The 20,411-nt window shown below is 36.4% G+C and carries 18 protein-coding genes; 6 read left to right on the plus strand and 12 right to left on the minus strand.

Features of this window, described 5'->3' with window-relative positions; all coding sequences use genetic code 11:
* Positions 1–12 precede the first annotated feature (12 nt).
* Positions 13–3,135 carry a lantibiotic dehydratase gene (locus AY601_RS09735; protein WP_084359189.1) on the minus strand — a complete coding sequence of 1,041 codons (3,123 nt, stop codon included), beginning with the start codon at positions 3,133–3,135 and terminating at the stop codon, positions 13–15.
* Positions 3,136–3,513: 378 nt separating this feature from the next.
* On the opposite strand from AY601_RS09735, the gene AY601_RS09740 reads away from it, so the two are divergent.
* Positions 3,514–4,254, plus strand: a complete 741-nt coding sequence (locus tag AY601_RS09740) for a LytR/AlgR family response regulator transcription factor (RefSeq protein ID WP_068399904.1) — start codon at positions 3,514–3,516, stop codon at positions 4,252–4,254.
* 7 nt (positions 4,255–4,261) lie between these two features.
* On the opposite strand, the gene AY601_RS09745 is transcribed toward AY601_RS09740, so the two are convergent.
* Both AY601_RS09745 and AY601_RS09750 read right to left on the minus strand, forming a co-directional pair.
* Complete coding sequence (locus AY601_RS09745; RefSeq protein WP_068399906.1) at positions 4,262–5,059, minus strand: NIPSNAP family protein; 798 nt, start codon at positions 5,057–5,059, stop codon at positions 4,262–4,264.
* Between the two features lie 38 nt (positions 5,060–5,097).
* A complete protein-coding gene (locus AY601_RS09750; RefSeq protein WP_068407383.1) occupies positions 5,098–5,787 on the minus strand; it encodes an ATP-binding cassette domain-containing protein in 690 nt (229 codons plus the stop codon).
* Positions 5,788–6,522: 735 nt separating this feature from the next.
* Here AY601_RS09750 and AY601_RS09760 point away from each other — a divergent pair.
* Positions 6,523–7,032 (plus strand): GNAT family N-acetyltransferase, encoded by a 510-nt coding sequence (locus AY601_RS09760; RefSeq protein ID WP_068399911.1) that lies wholly within the window; start codon positions 6,523–6,525, stop codon positions 7,030–7,032.
* A gap of 65 nt (positions 7,033–7,097) precedes the next feature.
* Here AY601_RS09760 and AY601_RS09765 read toward each other — a convergent pair whose 3' ends face one another.
* Entirely contained in the window at positions 7,098–8,204 is a 1,107-nt protein-coding gene (locus AY601_RS09765; protein ID WP_068399913.1) for an alkene reductase, read from the minus strand.
* Between the two features lie 123 nt (positions 8,205–8,327).
* Between AY601_RS09765 and AY601_RS09770 the strand changes: the two genes are divergently transcribed.
* Positions 8,328–8,726 carry a winged helix-turn-helix transcriptional regulator gene (locus tag AY601_RS09770; RefSeq protein ID WP_068399916.1) on the plus strand — a complete coding sequence of 133 codons (399 nt, stop codon included), beginning with the start codon at positions 8,328–8,330 and terminating at the stop codon, positions 8,724–8,726.
* 13 nt (positions 8,727–8,739) lie between these two features.
* Here AY601_RS09770 and AY601_RS09775 read toward each other — a convergent pair whose 3' ends face one another.
* The 3 genes from AY601_RS09775 to AY601_RS09785 all read right to left on the minus strand — a co-directional run bounded on the left by AY601_RS09775 (position 8,740) and on the right by AY601_RS09785 (position 11,560).
* Positions 8,740–10,122 carry a L,D-transpeptidase family protein gene (locus AY601_RS09775; protein WP_068399919.1) on the minus strand — a complete coding sequence of 461 codons (1,383 nt, stop codon included), beginning with the start codon at positions 10,120–10,122 and terminating at the stop codon, positions 8,740–8,742.
* Positions 10,123–10,344: 222 nt separating this feature from the next.
* Positions 10,345–11,079 (minus strand): DNA-formamidopyrimidine glycosylase family protein, encoded by a 735-nt coding sequence (locus AY601_RS09780; protein WP_068399922.1) that lies wholly within the window; start codon positions 11,077–11,079, stop codon positions 10,345–10,347.
* A 25-nt stretch (positions 11,080–11,104) separates the two neighbouring features.
* On the minus strand, positions 11,105–11,560 hold the full coding sequence (locus AY601_RS09785; protein WP_068399925.1) for a ferritin-like domain-containing protein: 456 nt from the start codon (positions 11,558–11,560) through the stop codon (positions 11,105–11,107).
* A 245-nt stretch (positions 11,561–11,805) separates the two neighbouring features.
* Between AY601_RS09785 and AY601_RS09790 the strand changes: the two genes are divergently transcribed.
* Positions 11,806–12,357 carry a Crp/Fnr family transcriptional regulator gene (locus tag AY601_RS09790; RefSeq protein WP_068399928.1) on the plus strand — a complete coding sequence of 184 codons (552 nt, stop codon included), beginning with the start codon at positions 11,806–11,808 and terminating at the stop codon, positions 12,355–12,357.
* 16 nt (positions 12,358–12,373) lie between these two features.
* Here the strand turns inward: AY601_RS09790 and AY601_RS09795 are convergent, their stop codons facing one another.
* Both AY601_RS09795 and AY601_RS09800 read right to left on the minus strand, forming a co-directional pair.
* Entirely contained in the window at positions 12,374–12,913 is a 540-nt protein-coding gene (locus AY601_RS09795) for a YceI family protein (RefSeq protein ID WP_068399931.1), read from the minus strand.
* A 101-nt stretch (positions 12,914–13,014) separates the two neighbouring features.
* Positions 13,015–13,602 carry a Crp/Fnr family transcriptional regulator gene (locus AY601_RS09800; RefSeq protein WP_068399934.1) on the minus strand — a complete coding sequence of 196 codons (588 nt, stop codon included), beginning with the start codon at positions 13,600–13,602 and terminating at the stop codon, positions 13,015–13,017.
* A 137-nt stretch (positions 13,603–13,739) separates the two neighbouring features.
* Between AY601_RS09800 and AY601_RS09805 the strand changes: the two genes are divergently transcribed.
* Positions 13,740–14,186 (plus strand): MauE/DoxX family redox-associated membrane protein, encoded by a 447-nt coding sequence (locus AY601_RS09805; RefSeq protein ID WP_068399937.1) that lies wholly within the window; start codon positions 13,740–13,742, stop codon positions 14,184–14,186.
* Between the two features lie 40 nt (positions 14,187–14,226).
* The gene (locus AY601_RS09810; protein WP_068399940.1) at positions 14,227–14,499 is read left to right on the plus strand and encodes a hypothetical protein; all 273 of its coding nucleotides are present in this window, start codon (positions 14,227–14,229) and stop codon (positions 14,497–14,499) included.
* Positions 14,500–14,565: 66 nt separating this feature from the next.
* On the opposite strand, the gene AY601_RS09815 is transcribed toward AY601_RS09810, so the two are convergent.
* From AY601_RS09815 to AY601_RS09825, 3 genes are read right to left on the minus strand one after another with little or no spacing between them, the layout of a single operon-like run.
* A complete protein-coding gene (locus AY601_RS09815) occupies positions 14,566–15,924 on the minus strand; it encodes a TlpA family protein disulfide reductase (RefSeq protein WP_068399943.1) in 1,359 nt (452 codons plus the stop codon).
* Between the two features lie 26 nt (positions 15,925–15,950).
* Complete coding sequence (locus AY601_RS09820; protein WP_068399946.1) at positions 15,951–17,321, minus strand: RagB/SusD family nutrient uptake outer membrane protein; 1,371 nt, start codon at positions 17,319–17,321, stop codon at positions 15,951–15,953.
* Positions 17,322–17,331: 10 nt separating this feature from the next.
* A complete protein-coding gene (locus tag AY601_RS09825) occupies positions 17,332–20,367 on the minus strand; it encodes a SusC/RagA family TonB-linked outer membrane protein (RefSeq protein WP_068399948.1) in 3,036 nt (1,011 codons plus the stop codon).
* Between the last annotated feature and the right edge of the window lie 44 nt (positions 20,368–20,411).

Consider the following 20,411-nt stretch of genomic DNA (forward strand, 5'->3'; position numbering starts at 1 on the left):
TCTCTTGCTAAATCATGCCTGAGCTCTGTTTTTCATTCCCTGTACACTCTTATAATATTGATATAGAAAATCATAGATAACAGCTTCATGCAGTCTTGAAAATTCGGGAATAATACGGTTAACCAGCATATGTACATAACTAATCAACAAATCCACAATTGAAACCTTTAGCGTTCCGTTCATCTCCATTTCCCTGAGCTGCAAGATGATTGGATCAATCTGTTCAGTTCGTCTTCTCAAAATAAGGTAAAACTCATAAAATTGATCATCTGGCTGCTGTACACTTAACGAAGCGTAAATTTCACTTTTCTTTTCTCTGAAAGATTTGGCAAGTTGCTTCCTTTGTTCTGCTCCAAACTTAAATTCCGAAGCAAATGCCTCTTTGAGGTTCCTGATAAATTCAAGTTTATGTTCTATTGTAAACTCAAAAGCTTCAAGCAAAGTATCAATAGAAAGAATTGCATATTGCCAGCGAAGATTTTCCCTTTCATCACCCGAACTTTGATCAAGAAAACCCAGGAAGGAAATACTGTCATAATAAAAGAACTTTTCAGCCAGCGCTAATGTGTTGAAACCATAACGGCCCTGTTCCGGTTGATAATCATCAGTCATTATTTTCCAGAGAAAACCAGTTTTCCTATAGGGTTTAAATGTGTTATGAAATACCCTGGTGATATATGGCAGCCATTTGATGTCATTCAGTTTTAAACGAAGCCTGATATGAAAATCACTATCCGTATAACGAATAAAAAACCACTCTTTGATCCAACCCTTTTTTTCACAGTGCTCAACCAATGCTTTTATAGGATTTGCGAGCAATACATCAGCATTACGCACACCGCAATAAAGCTTATAATATAACCACTCAGTATCAGTACAGGAAGTTGCAGTCATTTCTTCCTGCATAGATAAATCATCTTTTTGTGCCGCTAATTTCATATTAAGTTCAGGTTTCATTGTAATAAAAGCTTGAAACTCATGCATGTAATGTTCCTCATTTAAATTTTTCACTAAGCGGGCCGGTTCCAGAAGTTCTTTGAAAACGAATTGACTTCTGCCTTTTAAATGCAGCTCAAAAATATGATGAGTTTCTTCATAGGCTTCAAAATTGATAAGCAATTCATTATCACCATCTGCAAGAAAAACTTTTTGAGGTAAATTATATTCTTGTATAAAATTAAGAAGCAATTCCCGGAAGAGAGTTATGCTTTTTTGAAGCAGCTTTTGAATGTCCTGCTCCAGAAATACCCAGCTTGCACGCTGTAATATGACGTTCTTAAAGACAACCTGTGGTAAAAAGCGATATTGTTGCCGCAGGCTTCCCCAATTAAATTTTAAATCAGTAATCTGATCCTGATCCTGAAGATCACAAAGAAAATGATATACTGGCAACCCGTTTATACCAAAATTATGAGCATTACTTAACCGTGGTATAATTATCTTATTCAGATTTTTCGAGTACAAGACAATTTTTCCTTTCTTATAAGATATAAACAGGTCCTGAACACGTATTTGTTGATTTTCTGGTAATAAAGATTTTGCCAGATAAGGTATTTCGTAATTTCTGAAAGCAGGACGCTGGAGAACATTTCCGACCCTTCCTTCAGGAAGATGCACAATTTCTGCAAAAAGCACTCCTGGTGCGTTATTTTGCTCGGCTATAGTTAGCTCAGAGGCTAATTTAGTAAGTTCAGGATCAGACTGTGCAAAACGGGCAATCATATTGACAGGGCTTGTTCCACCAGCATGTTTTACATAGATTTGTCCGGAAGATGTGACTTCAAACATCAGTTGAACGGAAAAAGGGAATACTGGATTTGCAGGAATAATATCCTCCATATCCTCCTCAGAGATCTCAATATGACGCTGATCAAATTTATAAGCCTTTAACCATTTTTTCTGCAATGTTTGCTCCCACTTACCCCAGGCATGCAATTGTATTTCATCGGTTTCAGACAAATACAAGCCTTCTAAAATAGGTGAAGGGACCAAGTGCTTATCAGGCACATAGCCAATCCCAGTTTCAGTATCCAGAACTTCCAAAAGAGGCATTACCCGATCACCATAACGCTCATAAAATCGTTTAGTGAAGGAAACCAAATGTGTCTGTTTATTACTCCTCATTTTATGGAGGATTCCGAGGGCTGTTAAAATTTCCGTTTGTAAATCAGTTGACAAACCGCTTTCTAAGTTGACTATACCTGTTACATCAGTTTGAAATATTTTTCCTGCCTCATATGGAACGTCCAGTGTATCAATTATATTTAGTATTTCCTGATAATCAGTTATATTACTAACTAACTGCAGGTCTAATTTATTTAACAGTTGTTCTATTTGTTTAAGTTTTAGAACGATACTATTAATTTGCAAATCCTTTATATTATATTTCTCAAGAGTCCTAAGTAGCTGTGTCAGTAGCCCATCACCCGTAACTGCAGGATCAAGTTCAGGAATCAGAAGCTGGGAATCCAAACAGTTATCAATAAATTTAACCGCACTATCAGTTTGAATGCCAGCTTTTTCTAAAACAGCTATAAGATTAATCCTGGTCAAGCCGTCTCTCGCTGCTTCAATAAGCTCCATTAAATAAATTGAACTCTTTACAGCACTAATCTGATGCTGTCTTTTGCCATCTACATATTTATATTCTACATAACGGATATCCTCACCCATTACATACCAGCTACTGTTTGGAAAATAAAGTAATTGATCTCTAACACCAGCGAGTGCCGACAAATAAGCCGCTAATGCACAAAGATAATGCATGTCCAGGCGGGTATGGCGTCTTAAATTATTGTTATCAATGATAACTTCAGATTCCCCCTCCCTCCACTTTGTAAGTCTGCAAGAAGAAAATAAACCGAATGGAGTACATCGATTGTGCATTCGGGAGTAGTACTTGTAAAGTGAATGCCTAAATTTTAAAATTTCTTTCTCCACTAAAATCAATCCACTTCTGTACTTCAGACAAGCATTATATAAACTCGGAGAAGCGATATAGATGGCCTCTAAAAAGACTGGGTCGCAGATTAATTTTTCTACCACGAAACTTTTGTCAAAGTCAGCTAAAGAATATATTGGGGTCCGAAGAACTAAGCGCTGATCAAAAGTATGTGTCTTTGTTATGTCTATCAATTCTAATGACCTCCTAAATAAATTACATTAACCTTAAAACATACTCTCCAAAGAATTAAACACACCTCTGAGTATAAATAAAGAGAGCATATTTTAAGGCAAATGTCGCTAAAATCTAATGAAGTTAACATTGATTAACAAATTGCTTTTCTATTATACTTTAACTCATAATCAATAAAATGAATTTTAAGCCCGTTGACTTAACCTTCAAACATATTAATTACACCAAAAATAATATTAAGTGATATTAACCCGAAGCATATTATCTGTAACCCTAATTAAGCTTGCTCAAACTATACTTTTTACTGCTTAACCCGATTTTATTCTTCAATAAAATGTTACTTTCGTAAGTAACTACCACCCAAAAGATCAACTACCATGTATAATTGTATAATAATTGAGGATGAAATTCATACCATTGAATTATTAAAAACATATATTGATTCTATTCCTAATTTAAATCTCGTTGAGTCTTATTCCAACCCCGTAGTTGCTTTAAATAACATTACGACAAAGGTTCCTATTGATTTGATTATTATGGATATCGAAATGCCCGTTATTTCTGGATTGGAATTATCAAAAGAATTAATTGGTAAAACTAAAAAGCTGATTTTCATTACCGGACACATGCAATATGCATATGAAGCTTTTCAAGTACATGCTGATGGCTTTTTGTTAAAACCTTTTACGATACTAAAATTCACTTCATTAATTAAGAAACTTTTTCCTGACGAAGAACCTGTCAATGAGGAAAAATCAAAAGATGACCACGATTTTTTCTTTGTAAAAAATAAAAGTGAAGATCTGAATACAACAAAAATAAACTTTAATGAAGTTATCGCTATTGAAAGCCTTCATAACTACATTAAAATTTATACCGAAAAAGCTGAAATTGTAGCATACCTCAAACTGAGTGATATGAAAACTTTATTAGAAGATAATAATAATTTCATCCAGGTACACCGCAGCTTCATCATTTCAATGCGGCACATTAAAACAATTAATGGCCCCAATTTAAAGATGGAAGGCGATCTATTTATCAAAATAGGAGAATCTTATGGTGAAAAATTCATCTCTTTTGTAAAAACCAGGACTTTGACAGTGGGCAAAAAGAAATAATATTTAATTATATCTGTGAATAAGCCACAGGCAATAACAAAGTAGAAGTAATTTTACTCACCAGCAAAGCATCCGAATAGCCATCAACTGTACTTATCTTTTTCCACTCCGGGTCATCTATAAAAGATTTCCAATGCGCGGCTTTAGCTTCCTGATCATCAAAGGTCACCATATAGGTCAGATTCGGTCTTGACGGTCCGATTATCGTTTCGCCCCAGAACACAGGCTTAAAATCTAAACGCTTAAAAATATCAATCTCGCCCTGATCATTAAACATTTCGATCTTCTTCTTCCCTGCTGCTTCACTTGCACTTTGATATTGACGCATTTCAAAAATACGAGACTTATTTGGAGGAACCACCATTTTAGGAGCATGTGCAAAAGCCTTCATTATTGAACTTTCAATACGCTCATAAGCAGGTTTTATTGCCGGAGCAGTAAAATATGGAATACCCTTTTGCTGAAATACTTTATCCTGTTCCAATTTTATAATAACATCATTGAAATGCACAAGGCTATGATAAGGAATTAACACAAATAACCTGGTCTGGCCTGCTGGTATTAACTCAGTGAAAACACCAACGTTTTTAACCCCTAGCCTATTAAACGCTGGTATAGCTGCCTGACTATAGAAATCTTCCACCAATTTCTGTTGAATATCATTTTTCAAAGTATAAACTCTGAGTTCATAAAATTCAGCAGCTTCCTGCTGATTGTCTTTAATTACAGCTTTACTGATCATAGGAGAAATAATTGTAGCAGTACCAGCCATCACAGAGGCTTTTACGAACGAACGTCTTTTCATATAATGAAATTAATAATAAATAAGGATATTAATATAGCTTATGTAAATGTATTTTTTTCGAGTTCAATAGCATACTTATCAGGTAAATAACCTAAATCGACTAAATCATTTAGCCCTCCGATCTTTTTAATGGCACCCTCGTGTAACAATATAACACGCGATGAAATGGCTATAACATTTGTATAATCATGATCAGTTATAATAAAGCCTTTTTTTACAGTATTTTGCTGAATCAAGGTCTTAATTTTCTCTATATGCATTGGAGAAATCCCGTTAAAAGGTTCATCAAATAACAAATATCTTGCAGTTGAATAAATCATAATTAAGACTTCTATCATTCTTCTTTCACCACCAGACAATTCACGACTTTTTTTTGCAAGAAACGGTTTGACCATGTCATGTTCAAATAATATAGCTGCCTGATGCGGGCCACAATATAAGTTTACTATACTTTTTATCTTAATATGTCCCGGCAAAAAGCTCTCCTGCGGCAAATAACCTATTAAGCCTTTATTTTGGAACAACCCATTTGTCCGGATATCATCAATAGCTACAAACCTGTTCTCAGCAGCTAATGATCCAAAGATAATCTTTAATAAAGTAGATTTACCAGATCCATTTCTTCCCAACAGTCCAATAACCTCACCTTGCTTGCAAGAAATAAAAATATCATTCAGGACCTGTCTGAATTTAAAATGCTTTCTGATACTATCCACATGCAAACTCATAAACATAAAAATGCAACCCCAATAATCAAACTTGTAATCACAGTATTCACCCACAGAAACAGTTTGCTGAGCCCAAGGTTATGATAAAAATAGTATTCATTAATATTGTTTACCTCATAAGTGAAGTAATGAACAACCGGCGTAAAAATAATATAGGAAATTCCTATTCCAATAGAAATCCGGACTATAGAAGCTCCAAATAATGCCAGCAGAATTGATAATGCCAATGAAGGAATAATAAGTTTTTTATAAAAAATCCATAACCCTTTGATCATACGCATGAATTATATTCTACTTTTAGTTTAACAATAATAAGAATTAAAACTATCATTGGAGACAGTCAACAATATAAATTATCTGATATAAAAAATCAAATCCAAAATCTTTTATGAAATTAATTTTGTTTTTATATATTTGAGCTAATGATTTTGTAACCACTACATCGCTTAGCCTCTATCTGACGGCAAATATATCTATCCCTACAACTGGGGATGATTTCTTGTATAGCTTAAAAAAAACAAATTTTATCGCCTGTTAATTATATAGCGGGATCATATAAACTAAAAATTAGCTGAAGCTTTCCTGAAATCATCAAAACCATACCCGCAGCATAGCTAAACGATATGTTTACAATAATGAGGCTACATTATTTAATAAAAAACAAATAAGAAACAGTACACAAAAATCCCGCATAGCCCCAGATACAGGGTTGTGCCAAAATTAGCCAACCAGAAAATGGTCACTACAGAAAGATTAATTATAAAGCCTTTAAACCTTCAACAACTTCAGCAATACATCTTAACTGACGGATCTTTAGAAGAAGAGCTTAAAACGAATTATACGACAAGAACCATCACATTTGAACTTCAGGAAGCACTGGAACAAACTATCATTCCTAAAATAAATGAGAATAAAAGCGATTATCTCTATTCCACACTATGGGTAATCATTGCAGCAGATTCAAATTATCTGATCGGTGATCTTTGTTTTATCGGAGAACCGAACGAAGAAGGAGAAATTGAAATCGGATATGGTATTTATGAAGCCTTCAGAAATAAAGGATATATGAAAGAGGCCATAAAAGGGATGATCCAATGGGCATTAAAACAGAACCGCGTAAAATCAATAGTTGCACACACAACGAAAATTAACCAGGCATCCTTTATACTACTGCAAAAGAATAATTTCGTCAAAATAGACGAATTAGAATTTCTATATAAATGGCAATTTATGCTTGATAAATAAGTATAAAACACATCGGCTATCCTGTTAAGCACTACCAGGATGGCCAATGTGTTTCAAGAACGAAACTATGATGATACTACCTCTGCAAAAGGATAATCAGTATACCCTACTTCACCAGTAGCACTGGCAACATATAAAGTTGCCATATCAGGTTGTGCTAACTCCAGGTTATTCAAAAACTTATAAGGCAAATCAGGATTAGCGATAAAAGCTCTACCAAAAGCAGGTAAATCAATTGTTCCATTTTCAATATCTGCTACAGCAGTTTCTGCCGTATAATTTTTCACCCCCACAATAGTACCTTTAAAATTAGCTCTCATTCCCTTTACCACTGAATCAGTTAAAGCTGGTGCCCCCATACTACTATGATCAACCAGATGAAGATATACAATACCAATTTTGCTTAATTCTGCCGCCAGGTAAAAGAACGTATCTTCCATTTCAGGATAAATAATCATTCCATTAAATAGTCCATATGGAGATATACGGGCCCCTACTTTATCTTTACCAATAGCATTAACTACCGCAGCCGTAACTTCAATATAAAAACGTGCCCTGTTTTCTATACTTCCACCATATTCATCACTTCTCTGATTAGAAGCCGGGTTTAAAAACTGATCTAACAAATAACCATTTGCCCCATGTAATTCTATCCCATCAAAACCAGCCCCAATAGCATTCAATGCAGCCTGCACAAATTCATTCTTTGTTGCTTCTATGTCAGCAATAGTCATTTCTCTTGGCAAAGACGCTTTTTGCATTCCCTGGGTATCCGTCCAAACATCTGAATCTGTAGAAATTCCAGAAGGAGCTAATATTTCTCCTCCCTCAGGTAAATTATCTACGTGTGACGACCTGCCCGTATGTATAACCTGCGCAAATATCTTCGCGTCGTTCTCATGAACAGCAGCTGTTATCTTTTTCCAGCCCTCAATTTGGGCTTCAGTATAAATCCCTGGAATCCTGACATATCCAGTTCCATTAGCTGAAGGCGCAACTCCTTCAGTAATAATTAAACCCGCGGTGGAACGCTGTTTATAATATTCAAGCATTAAATCATTTGGCATGTAATTCAGCGCACGGCTTCTGGTCATCGGCGCCATTACAAATCTGTTTTTCAGCACTAAAGATCCTAAGGTATAAGGCTGATGTAATATTTCCTGACTTTTCATTTCTATCTTTTTTAAATTGATTAATAAGTCAAAAGTATCTACATTTGCTTACTATTTGTTAGTACTATCCTAAAGGTTAGCGGTAACCTTTAGGATAGTTCACTGATTATCAAACACAAACACATGACTGAACTAAAAAAAGAAGAAACTATAAGCTGTAATGCAAAGCATACTCCTGATGAATGTAACAGAGGTATAATGGCATTAGAGGATACGCTTTATGTGATTGGTGGAAAATGGAAATTGAAGATTATAAATGCCTTACGTACGGGAGGAAGCAGCCGTTTTAATCAATTACAGCAAACCGTAACTGGAATTTCAGCAAGAATCTTATCAAAAGAGCTTAAGGAATTAGAATTAAATGGTTTTGTAAAACGAAAAGTATATACTGACACTCCGGTTGTAGTTATCTATGAAATTACCCCTTATAGCGATACACTTGAAACTTTGCTGAACGAAATGATTAAATGGGGTACTACGCATAAAGATAAAATCAGGAAAGAATACAAGAAGGAGCTATAATTCATCATTCTTTTCAAAACTGTTTCTTCTGCATTTCGTCGTACACCAATTGATCAAGGCCATAAATATCTTGACCAAACCTTACTCCCCCTCTATCATTGAGCCAAGCTGTATAATAAAACAACCTTACTGGAACCGGCCGCGGTAAACCCATAAACTTTGCACGCGGGTAACTACTCTCCATTCCTCTTTTGAGCTGATCATACCTTTCTCCTTTCCCGAATAAGGCAAAAGCCAGGTCAAGAGGTTTTTCTACCCGAACACAGCCATGACTGATTGCTCGCATTCCCCGCTTAAACACACTTCTTACCGGGGTATCATGCAGATAAATACTGCTTCCATTTTTAAAAAGAAACTTGATTTTACCCAAAGAATTTTTTACTCCAGGTTGTTGTTGAAAAGAATATTCACGTACATCAATCGCTGACCAGTCAATAGCTTCCGGATCTCTAACCGGTTTACCTTTTTTAAAAACTTTGATATTATTATTGGAAAGGTAATACCTATCATCTGAGGCATACCTGGAAATCTCATTCCGTGCAATGCTTTGTGGGATATTCCAGACAGGATTGATCTGGACACTGTGAATTATACTGCCAAGCTGAGGCGTTTGTTTATCTCCCGGTTCCCCTACGCAAACTTTCATGTGTAATACAGATTTCTCCTTATCCATTACATCCAAACTAAAATCAGCAATATTTACCGATACAAATTTCTGTTCAGCAGGTTTGTTCTTCCATCTCAACCGCTCCATATTCACTACCACTTTCTGTCGCATGATAATTTTAACACTATCTTTATTTTCCGTCGTATCCGCATCCAGCCGCTTCAATACTTTTTGTAAGGCCAGGTAAGTTTTTCCTTTTGGTTGTATACTATCCAGATAAATTTTGAGGTTCACTATTTCAAAAATCCTGATCACCGAATTGCTATCAGGGATTAAAGTCGGAGTCGCATAATGACTGTAAATCTTAGCCGGATTTGTCACCCCATACTGCATTGCCATACTATACCGGATTAAGGAATTAACAACAGCTAATTCCAGTTTAGCCAAACCGCGCTGGATTCTTACAGTATCCGATGATTTTTGGTGAATCACTTCATCCAGCTGATATTTCAAACCAGTAACATAGAACTGTTCAGGATCTAATCCATGCGCAACAGCTTTATCCAAATAATCAGATAGCATTTGCAACTGCTGATCGGAAAAGAACTTTTGAACCAGCATCGGCTGATATCCTTTTTTTCCATAAATACTATTGATCAGATTGGGAAAAGGTAAATCGGTGGATTGTGCTTCCAGAACATCAATAAACGCTGCACGAAGCGCTTTCTCTTTTCTAGTTAATTCAGGAGGATTTTCCAAAGGAAGCCTGCTTAGTATCAGGCCATGCATGTATAGAACTTTGGGTAGGATAATCTAAAGCAGCTTTTGATGTATTAACCGTATTACGTCTAACCCCACAAGAACTGAACAACAACAGACAGACTGTTATTCTGATAAGATAGTTACATAAGAAACTACACTCAAAAATCCTCATCTTATTCTCACTGAAAATCAGTCATTTAAGAAACAACTCCCTATCAATTTTTGTTTGAGCAGTCTTTTGAACACGTGTTAAGAAAATAATTTCTGACAACGTTCACAGAAAAAGGTGTTTCTTTTGGTTTTACCAAGAGATTCTTTTTCCACAGGATGACCCATAGGGCAAACCTTACGTGAATACACTAACCATTTCTTTTTAAGGACAAAAGCCCTTTTCCACTCGAGGAAATCAAAACTATATAAACGAGCCTCTTTGACCAATTCTTTCAATTTACCAGGAGGCAGACCAGCCACCGTACTTAAAGGGTGTACCCCTATTCTGTACAAAACTTCATTTTTAATGATATTTCCAACACCAGAAAATATATTTTGATCTAATAGTACATCACAAACCAAGCTTTCCCCATTTTCCTTAAGCTTTTTTATGGCTAGTTTTGGATCCCATTCATCAGACATTACATCACCAGACCAGTCATAAGTCTGATTGATATCTCCTTCAATGAATTTCAAAGCACAAGTATAAAAATTGAGCTCATCGTTTTCAAAAATCAAACCCAATCTGGCAGGTCTGTCTTTCCTTTCATTAATCCTATAACTTCCGAACATGAGGAAATGAATACGTAAACTAAAACCCTTAAAACAAATCAAAAAATGTTTGCCCCAGCTTTTAAAAGAAACAACTTCCTGATCCAGCATTCGGGCCTTATCAATAGTCGTATCACCTACTACATTGGTAATGAAAGCACTTTCCAAATGAAGTTCTTCTACAAGTTCTCTTAATATGACTATTGACGGGCCTTCGGGCATAACATTTTTTGATTGATGTATTAGCTTATCTTTCCAGACGTTGGTGGTAAGTCTCAATTTCTCTAAGCGCTTCCAGGATACCAGTTCTTTGTTTCTGTAATAATCCGATATGATCAGCATGAGATGCGTAGTCCTCCAGGCATTTATCAAATTTCTCTATCGCAGCCTTTTCACCAGTTTCAATTGCGCCCAGAATAGCGGCATCTTCTTTACTGCTTAAAGCTTGTTTGATATCAATCCAGGTGCGGTGTAAACTTCCTAAAATACCACCATCTTCATTTTCAGAATCCCCACCATGCTGGGCTATATGCTCTTTAAGTTCCATCGCATAACCTGCACGCTGCGCAGCGTATTTTAAGAATAATCCTTTCAGCTCAATACTGTCAGTCGTTTCACTCGCAGACTCATATCCTTCTTTTCCATCGTTAACAATGTTAACCAATCCTTTAAGGTCACTAATGATTTCTTTATTGCTTTCCATATGTTCTAGATTTTTTCCCTGTAAGAACCCAGAAAATTGGAAATAGTTTTGGATTGTTTTACAGAATAAGATTTTATTCTTTTTCAGTTATAATTCTGTACAGACAAAATTTTAACAATAATTTAAAGATAAAATATTAAATTAAAATAAAGTATATTGCAAATTAATTATAACCAAGGTTATGACCGAAAGCTCTTTAATTACCAAAGCCAATTGCATCTGGGTTATTATTAATGTAACCTGATATGAAAACGCTAAACCAAAAGCTAATTGACTTTAAAAATTCAACGCCTATATCCATTCGGTTATTCGAAGAACTATGTCATCCATTTTTCTTCAAAAAAAATGAAATCATAAACACATTCTCCCATCACAACGATAAATTCTATTACATAGAGACGGGAATTGTTCAGGGAATCTTCATTAATAAACTCGAAGAAATGACAGCCTATCTTACAACTGATGGTTTTGTCACCCCTAGCTTTCTTTTCTCCAGAAAGGTATCTCCTATTGAGTATATCAGGTTTTTAACTGATACAGAGGGCTGGGCTATAAATTTAGCCCAAGCCCCTATCCATGATCCGCAATTTGCTTTAATCCTTCTTGAAATTTATGAAGAGAACCTAAATGCCAGTTATGAACGCGAAAAACTTACCAAAATAAAAAATGCAAATGACAGATATATCTATTTCCTTAAAAACCACAAGCATTTGATAAATAGCGTTAGTAATAAAATTATTGCTTCATTTTTGAATATACATCCTAAACATCTTTCGGAGATTAAGAAAAGAAACTAACGCAATTGCAGCCTATCTACAAAGGGTTGTGTGCTATAGCCTGAATATAAATATGGAGTTTTATTTCTTCTCCAATCAAGATTCCCCCAGCTTCGCTTAACATATTCCATGTCAGTCCGAAATCTTTACGGTTAATATTACCCTTCACTTCAAAAGCTGCCCTTTTTTCTCCAAATCTGCCTTTATCTGTTCCTAAAAACTCAGCATCCATAAGAATATCTTTTGTAACCCCATGAATAGAAAGCTGCCCATTAAGCAGGTATTTTTCATCTTGCTTTTCAAGGTTACCTATAAAGGCAATTTCAGGAAACTGCTTAGTGTCGAAAAAGATATCCGATTTGAGATGCTCATCCCGCTGCGCATTATTTGTATTGATGCTATCTGCCGAGATTTCGAAATTGATCTTTGCACCTTCAAACCCATCATTATCACTTTTTATTTGACCTTTAAATGTGCTGAAAACACCAGTTACCTGACCTATAGCCAGATGTCTTACTCTAAAATTTACTGATGAATGTCCTAAATCTACATTCCATGTTGCTGTTTCGTCTTTCATGTTCTTATGCTCTTTATTTAAGATTGAACACAAAATTACCTCGTAGCAGACAGCAGATCTTTAAGACAGATTAAGAAATACTTTTAAAAACTTAACCTAGATTAAGTCCTGTTTGCAGACAGCTTTTTTCGAACTTTACTCAGGAACTCTGGTGTTATTCCCAGATAAGAAGCAACATATTTTTGAGGAAGGTACTGTTCTATACCTGGAAAAGTCTGTTGAAACTTTATATATCTCAGCTCCGCACTCACAGAATGGCTTTCTACAAAGCGCATCTGCTGTCTCATCAATGCCGTTTGAAATAAATTACGGAAATAACACTCAAACTTCATGTACTTTTCCAAAAGCAGGTTCTGAGCAAACCTGGGTAACATCAAAAGCTCCCCATCCGTTAATGCCTTTGTTGTTAGCGGGGTATTTGGCTCTTTACTCAAACTGTATATATCACCCGACCACCAGCCTGAAGCTGCAAAGCGAATTACATGATCAGCTCCCTGATCATCCGTATAATAAGTGACCACGTAACCAGAATTTACATACGCAAGGTACCGGGCAGCATCGCCACTTTTTGTAAGAATTTCCCCTTGTTTAAATGATCTGGGAATGAGTAACGACTCCAAAAAGGTTATTTCCTCTTCCTTTAGCTCGACAAACTGTTTGATATGCGCGAGGAGTAATGTATTGTCCATAGCTAGCAAATGTATTAGAAAATCAAAGTATATAATTATTTGATAAAAAGGGAAGAAATCTTACCTCCGATGGTAAGATTTCTTCCCTTTTATGTTTAAAAATCACCCGAACTTGGTATAACCAAATACAAACGGACATGAAAACTCTTAACGCAAATAGCCTGCAATTAACCGCAGCTGTAATCTTGATAGTGTTATTCGGATACACAGCCGTTTCTAAGATTCTGGCGTATGATAAATTTATATTTCAGCTAAGGTTGGTTCAAATGCCAATCGTTGCATTGTTAGCTCCATTAATAGGTGTTTTAGTACCTACCGTAGAAATGATTATTGTCTGGATGCTATGTAAAGATAACTTAAGGATGAGAGGGCTTTACGCTTCATTCCTGTTGCTGCTGGTATTTGAAATCTACATCACAATAATGCTATTATCCGGAAAAAATCTTCCATGTACCTGCGGAGGAATTATCTCACATATGAGCTGGAAAACACATCTTGTTTTTAACGCAGTATTTATGATTATCTCCATACTGCCAAACATTTATAAACCAAAATACCGAATATTCTCAGGGTCCCACGAATAGAATACAATTAACAGAATTTCTAACCTTAAATATTAAAATCATGTTAGTATTAAAAAACACCATGCTGGCCATTGCACTAGTGGCCGGCATAAGCGGAGCATTCGCTACAAAAATTGCGAACAATCCAAGAGTTGATGAGCCAAAGTATGATTGGAATGGTTCAGGGCCAAATTACTCAGGTACCTTGAGTGATAAAACTGTCTTGGAAGCTAAAGACATGTACGGCTGTAACGGTGGCGCAATACAATGCGCACTGGGCAAACTTTCATCAGGTGCTGGCCCAATAACACAGAGGATCTTTATGGATAACTAATTGTTCGTCATAGAAAATCCCTATAACTCAATGCAGCGATGGCTGCATTGAGTTATAAAATTAAGACTATCTTTTTCCAGGATGGCTTAAATCCTTAAGTACTAAAATCTCATAAGATCGTTTCTTTTCCTCCTTATATAAACCAAATTCATTTAGTCTAGCCCAGATCTCTTGTGAAGTTAGTTTCCCATTTTTGCTGATAATTTTGAAACTTAGTAAACCACCATACCCAGTTTCATTTATATACGGGACATTGTCAGTAAATTTCTCTAATAAAAGATTTAAAATATTATTGATAGATAGGCTATCCACTATTAAACTATCTGAATTTTTGGCCAGTGATAACTCTTTTTTATTCAAAAAAACTGACCTTTGAAATTTCGCCTGGTCTAATTTCACAACGTTACAGATCATTCGCTTCTTTCTTGTCGAAGCCTTTACATTAAAGAATCTTTCAAGATCAGGAAACATATACTCAGAAGACTGTCTTAGCTTAATACTTTTGGACATCATAAATTCGTAACAGTAGAGATTATCTTTTTCCCATCTCTTTTTTCTTGTTAAAAAATCATCCCCATTATTATATCTTGATCTCTCAAATAACGCCCTATCCAATGTTGGCTGAATAAATCTGGTAGAATCAGAAGAATCCAGTTCAATTAAATTCCAATTCATTCTGTAATTTTGCTGATTGGTATAGCCAAGCCAAAAAAACTGAGTAATCGGCCTATTCCAGGCAAACATACGATTGAACTCTTTATCTTCATTACTATCACCATACAATAAACCGCTAGTTATCCCATTATTAAAACCAGAAATACAACTGCGAAACCGGATCATACTATCAGGAACATGATAAGTTTTTAGCGCACTAAAAGTTATATCGTCGTTTTTAATATCAAGTTTACTTGTATTGCCCTCTAAAAATTCTTTTACATTTTTTTCATTGATTTCGTCTCCCCCTGTTGAAGCTTTAATAATACCATTTTTATCTATCCATATATTATGAGGAATTACCCTATGTTTAAAAAAGTCATGAAATACCTTATCATTACTCGTAATAATCATCGATCTGGATTTAGGCATTCCATTCTTCTCAAAGTGTTTCCTAACTACTATTGAATCCTCATAAGTAGTAGATAAAACTGATAATTCAGGGTAAATTTGCATTAAAGAATCAAGTCTTTTTTGTTCCTTTAAGCATGGAGCACACCAGGTTGCCCAAAAATTAATTATTAACCCACCTTTTTTGTATAAATCTGATAAAGCAGATTTTTGAGTACCACTTATAAATGCTCCACCAATTTGCAAATCCGGAACCTTGCTTCCAATCGCTTGCCCAAATGCAGAAGGAACCAAACTTGTTCCAGAAATAGTAAACAGAAAAAAACTAACAGCTATTATTTTAAACCAATGATTGTTCATTATACGCGTTTTTAAAAGATTAAATTTTAATACCCAGCATTCTGGATTAAGTTGTGATTGTAAGTAATTTCATTTTTAGGAATAGGTAACAAAGAACTTGTTCCGCTCTGCCACGTAGACTTATAGCTACCCATTACCGCATTCAACTGACCACTTCGTTTCAAATCAAAAAAGCGATGACCATTTTCAGTAAACAACTCCACCCTTCTTTCTTTAACAACGGCCTCTAAACACTCCTGAATACTTAAAGAGGTAGGTAGTAAGCTTAGTCCTGATCGTTGTCTGATCACATTGAGATCATCAACAGCACCTTTCGTATTTCCAAGCATAGCACGTGCTTCAGCCCTGATTAAAAACTGCTCAGCAACCCGCATAACCACCAGGTATTCAGGATTACTTATACTAGCTGTCTTATTCTTATATTTAAGGTTATAATAATAATTCTTACCTACCCCGCCTGTAACTATACTTTTTATACCTATCCAACTGCTTTTGCGTAAATCACCCAACTCAAAAATGTTATACAAATTTTGAGATATGGTGTATTGAGGTATCGAAGTTGAAGAGGGTGCAACAATACTACCGCTATTCGTTATGTACCCATTTTGATTCCAAAGCTGTAAAATAGTCTCCTTACTACCAGCTTTAAACACAGATTCTGGTGCTTCTAATGGCGTGTAAAGCTTAGAATCAATTACTTCATCAGCTTCTTTTTCAGCCAATATCCAATTCTTTTGATAAAGATATATCCGGGCAAGCAAAGCAGATGCAGTCAATTTATTGGCACGAACCTTACCGATGCTTATATAAGACGAGGAGAGCTCAACTTTAGCTTCATTCAGATCTTTGATCATCGCGTCATAAACAATAGCTTCAGCCTCTCTTTTAGCCTTCGCTGTGACTAAAATATCAGTCTGCACCAACAAGGGAACATCACCATACAAATTCACCAGATAGAAATAAGCAAATGCTCTTAAAAACCGGGCTTCACCAGTCAACTGCCTAACTAATGATTTTGATAAAGAGCTATTGGCCTGCAACTGCGATAAAACATCATTGCACTGATAAATTGCACTATAAAGAAAAGACCAGGTATTTTGATTTGTTGGATTAGCAGATGTCAACCTGCTGTTATAATACTCCGAATTATTTATCTCACTTCCAGTATAACTAATATCGTCAGTATACAGACCTATATAAGTACTATAATTAGGCTCAAACTTATTTTCAAAGCTTGCATAGGTATTTAACAATACAGCAGATGCCGAAACAGAATCCGCAAATACTTTATCAGTTGTTAATTGATTTTTTGGTGATTCGACCATGATCATTTTCTTGCAGCCGTAAACCAACATTACAGGTAAAAACAGCAGAATAGTCATATTTATATTTCTCATAATAAATAAATTAAAATGTTAATTGTAAACCAATTACAAAGGATTTTACAGGTGGAACATTACTCTGGGCACTATTAGCAGCACCAGATTCAGGATCAAGGACAGCTGCGTTCTTATCCCAATAAGTCAACAAGTTTTGTCCTTGAACATATACTTTTAACTGTTGCATATTGATACGGTCTAAAAGCCTTTTAGGAAAACTGTAAGAAAGTCCTACATTTTTAAGCCTCAAATAAGAAGTGTCAAAATAATTAACCTGACTATACTGGAATTTGGAATCATTGACTATTGATGCTTTGGGAATATCGGTGACCTGTCCGGAATTTCTCCAACGGTCTAAAATACCAACGTAATAATTAGTTGGCTGACCAGGTGAACTTTCCAACCCACCCCTCCCCATCTGCTTTGCAAACTGGAAGAAAACATCCATGCTCCAATTCCCATACTGGAAAGTATTCCCTAACCCTCCATAAAAATCCGGCGTCTGCTTTCCTATCTTGAAATACTCATAAACACTAGCAGACCCCGGAGCAGTATCATACACAGCTTTCCCCGTAGCCGGATCAACCGTCAACTGCGTCCCATAAACCCTTGAAATATCATAACCCAACTGCAAAGTCTGCGCATAACTAGAACTCTCAAACCCCTCAAAACTCTTCAACAACGTCTTTGGCAACGTGATATTAAAAGAACTCGTCCAGTTGAAAAGTTTCCCCTCCACATTCCTTGTATTCAACTCAAACTCCCAGCCCGTGTTCCTAATCACAGCAGGTAAATTAGCCTGATAGCTTGCAAAACCAGTCATCCGCGGAATCGCATAATTCACCAGCTGGTCATCACTACTATTCCTATAATGATTCACATTCAGCAAAATCCTGTTCTTCAGGAACCCCAGCTCAATAGCAAATTCCAGCTTCCTTGTCGTTTCCCAATGAAAATTCGCATTCGAAATCCGTGAAGGCACTAAACCAATCACCCCCTGATACGGACTTCCCCCATTCCCATAAGTAGACAAATACTGATAATCCGTAATCTGATCATTCCCCGTCAACCCATAACTGCTCCTTAACTTCCCGTAACTTAAAAAACTCAGCTTGTTTTTAACCCAGGGCTCATCCGCAAATAACCAAGCAGCACCTACAGAACCGAAATTGCCAAACTGGTTTCCATCCGCAAACCTCGATGAACCGTCCCTTCTCATCGTCGCATTCACGATATATCTGTCCTTCCACACATAATTAATCCGGCCAAAAACAGAAACATACTTGTACTGCGTATAAGAATTTGTACGTGCAGTAATCGTCCCCGCAGAAGCCATATTTTCCATCAACCCCTCATTGCTAAACCCAGTTCCTCTAATCAGCTGTCCCTCAGTAACCTTATTTTGATACGTTCCACCAAGCAACAGCGAAACCTTGCCATCCTTAAAAGACCTTACATAATCAACCTGAGGTTCAAAAATCACAGAACGATTACTATTCATCCCAAAAATCGAGTAGCTATCAGTTCCCGGATACAGAGATCTAGTTGGATAAAGCTGCACCTGGTTCAGGTTATTCTTATTATAACCCGCACTTACCCTGAATGCTAAATCAGGTAAAACCGTATACCTCATCAATACATTGCTAATTGTATTATCCGTCCTTGTCTTTGAACGCGCATTAATCTCAGCGATCGGATTTGTACCCGCATACCAGTTAAATACACCCGGAGATTCATAAACAGGATAATTAGGAGGCAATAATAAACCCGCAGAAAAACTCAGGCTCGGGTTATACAAACTATTACCATCCAGATTTAAAGAATTGGCAAACTGGAGATAGAACTTTTTATTCTTTGAAGTATGCTGGAATGTTGCACGTAAACCACCACGTTTATAATTGCTGTTCCCCGGCAAAATAGTGCCCTCGTTCCGATAATTACCCCCAAAGTTGAAATTAGTACTTTCATCACCTCCCGATATGCTTAACTGCATATTACTCATCTGGCCCGTATTTCCTAAAAAGTGCTTAGCCCAATCCGTCGATTCCGTTTGGCTCCATACCGTTAAATCGGGCGCATAGTTTGCAGAATTCGGGTCACTGGAAGGAATCTTGCCATCGTTAGCAAAGGCCTCTCTTCTAATTTGTAAATATTGATCCAGATTAAGCAGCCGCGGATAATTGGCAACCTGATTAATCCCCTGCGAAACATTGAGTTCAATTTGGGTTTTACCAGATTTTCCTTTTTTAGTGGCAATCAAAACGACACCATTTGTTGCCCTGCTCCCATATATTGCGGTTGCATCTGCATCCTTTAAAACCGTGATACTTTCAATATCAGCAGGGTTTAAACTGTTTAAAGGACTAGTGGCACCAGCAATATTTGAAGCGCCTATAGCAGCACTTAATCCGGCAGCGTTTGCATCCATAGGCACGCCATCAATAATGTATAAAGGATTTGTGCCCGCAGCAATAGATCCTTTACCCCTAATCTGGACATTGATATTACCACCCGGCAGGCCATTTGTAGTTTGCACAAATACCCCTGGCATTCTACCAGATAAAGCAGACAGGATATTTGCTATAGGCTGTTTTTCAATTTGTACAGCAGTAATGGCAGATATGCTTCCTGTATTGAGCTTTTTAGTGGTTTGCCCGTAACCTATTACCTGGACTTCGTTTAAGGTAGATTCATTGGTTTCCAGGACGATTTTTAAGGGGTATTTGATGGAAGGATTAAACGGGATTTCGAGAGTTTTGAAAGAGATAAAAGTTATTGTTAAAGTGCCGGATTGGTTGGCAGTTTTAATGGTAAAATGCCCTTCCTTGTCTGTTAAGGTCGAGGTATTCGTATTGGGTATTCTTACAGTTGCTCCGGGTAATGGTTTACCGTAGCTGTCGGTTACTGTTCCAGTAATGAGCTGTCCGCTTGTCTGTGCGAACAGGTAGTATTGGGGTAAGCTGAGCAAGGTTATTACCAGCAAAAGAAAGGTTCTGATCTGGTAAGGATTCCTGAATTTTAGCCAAAGCGCGGCCATAGCGATTATTGAGATCGTCTTTTTCATGTGAATTGGTTTGTGAACCCTGCATTGATTTTAAGCAGGTATCA

This window comes from Pedobacter cryoconitis (genome assembly GCF_001590605.1).
GTDB classification, from domain to species: domain Bacteria; phylum Bacteroidota; class Bacteroidia; order Sphingobacteriales; family Sphingobacteriaceae; genus Pedobacter; species Pedobacter cryoconitis_A.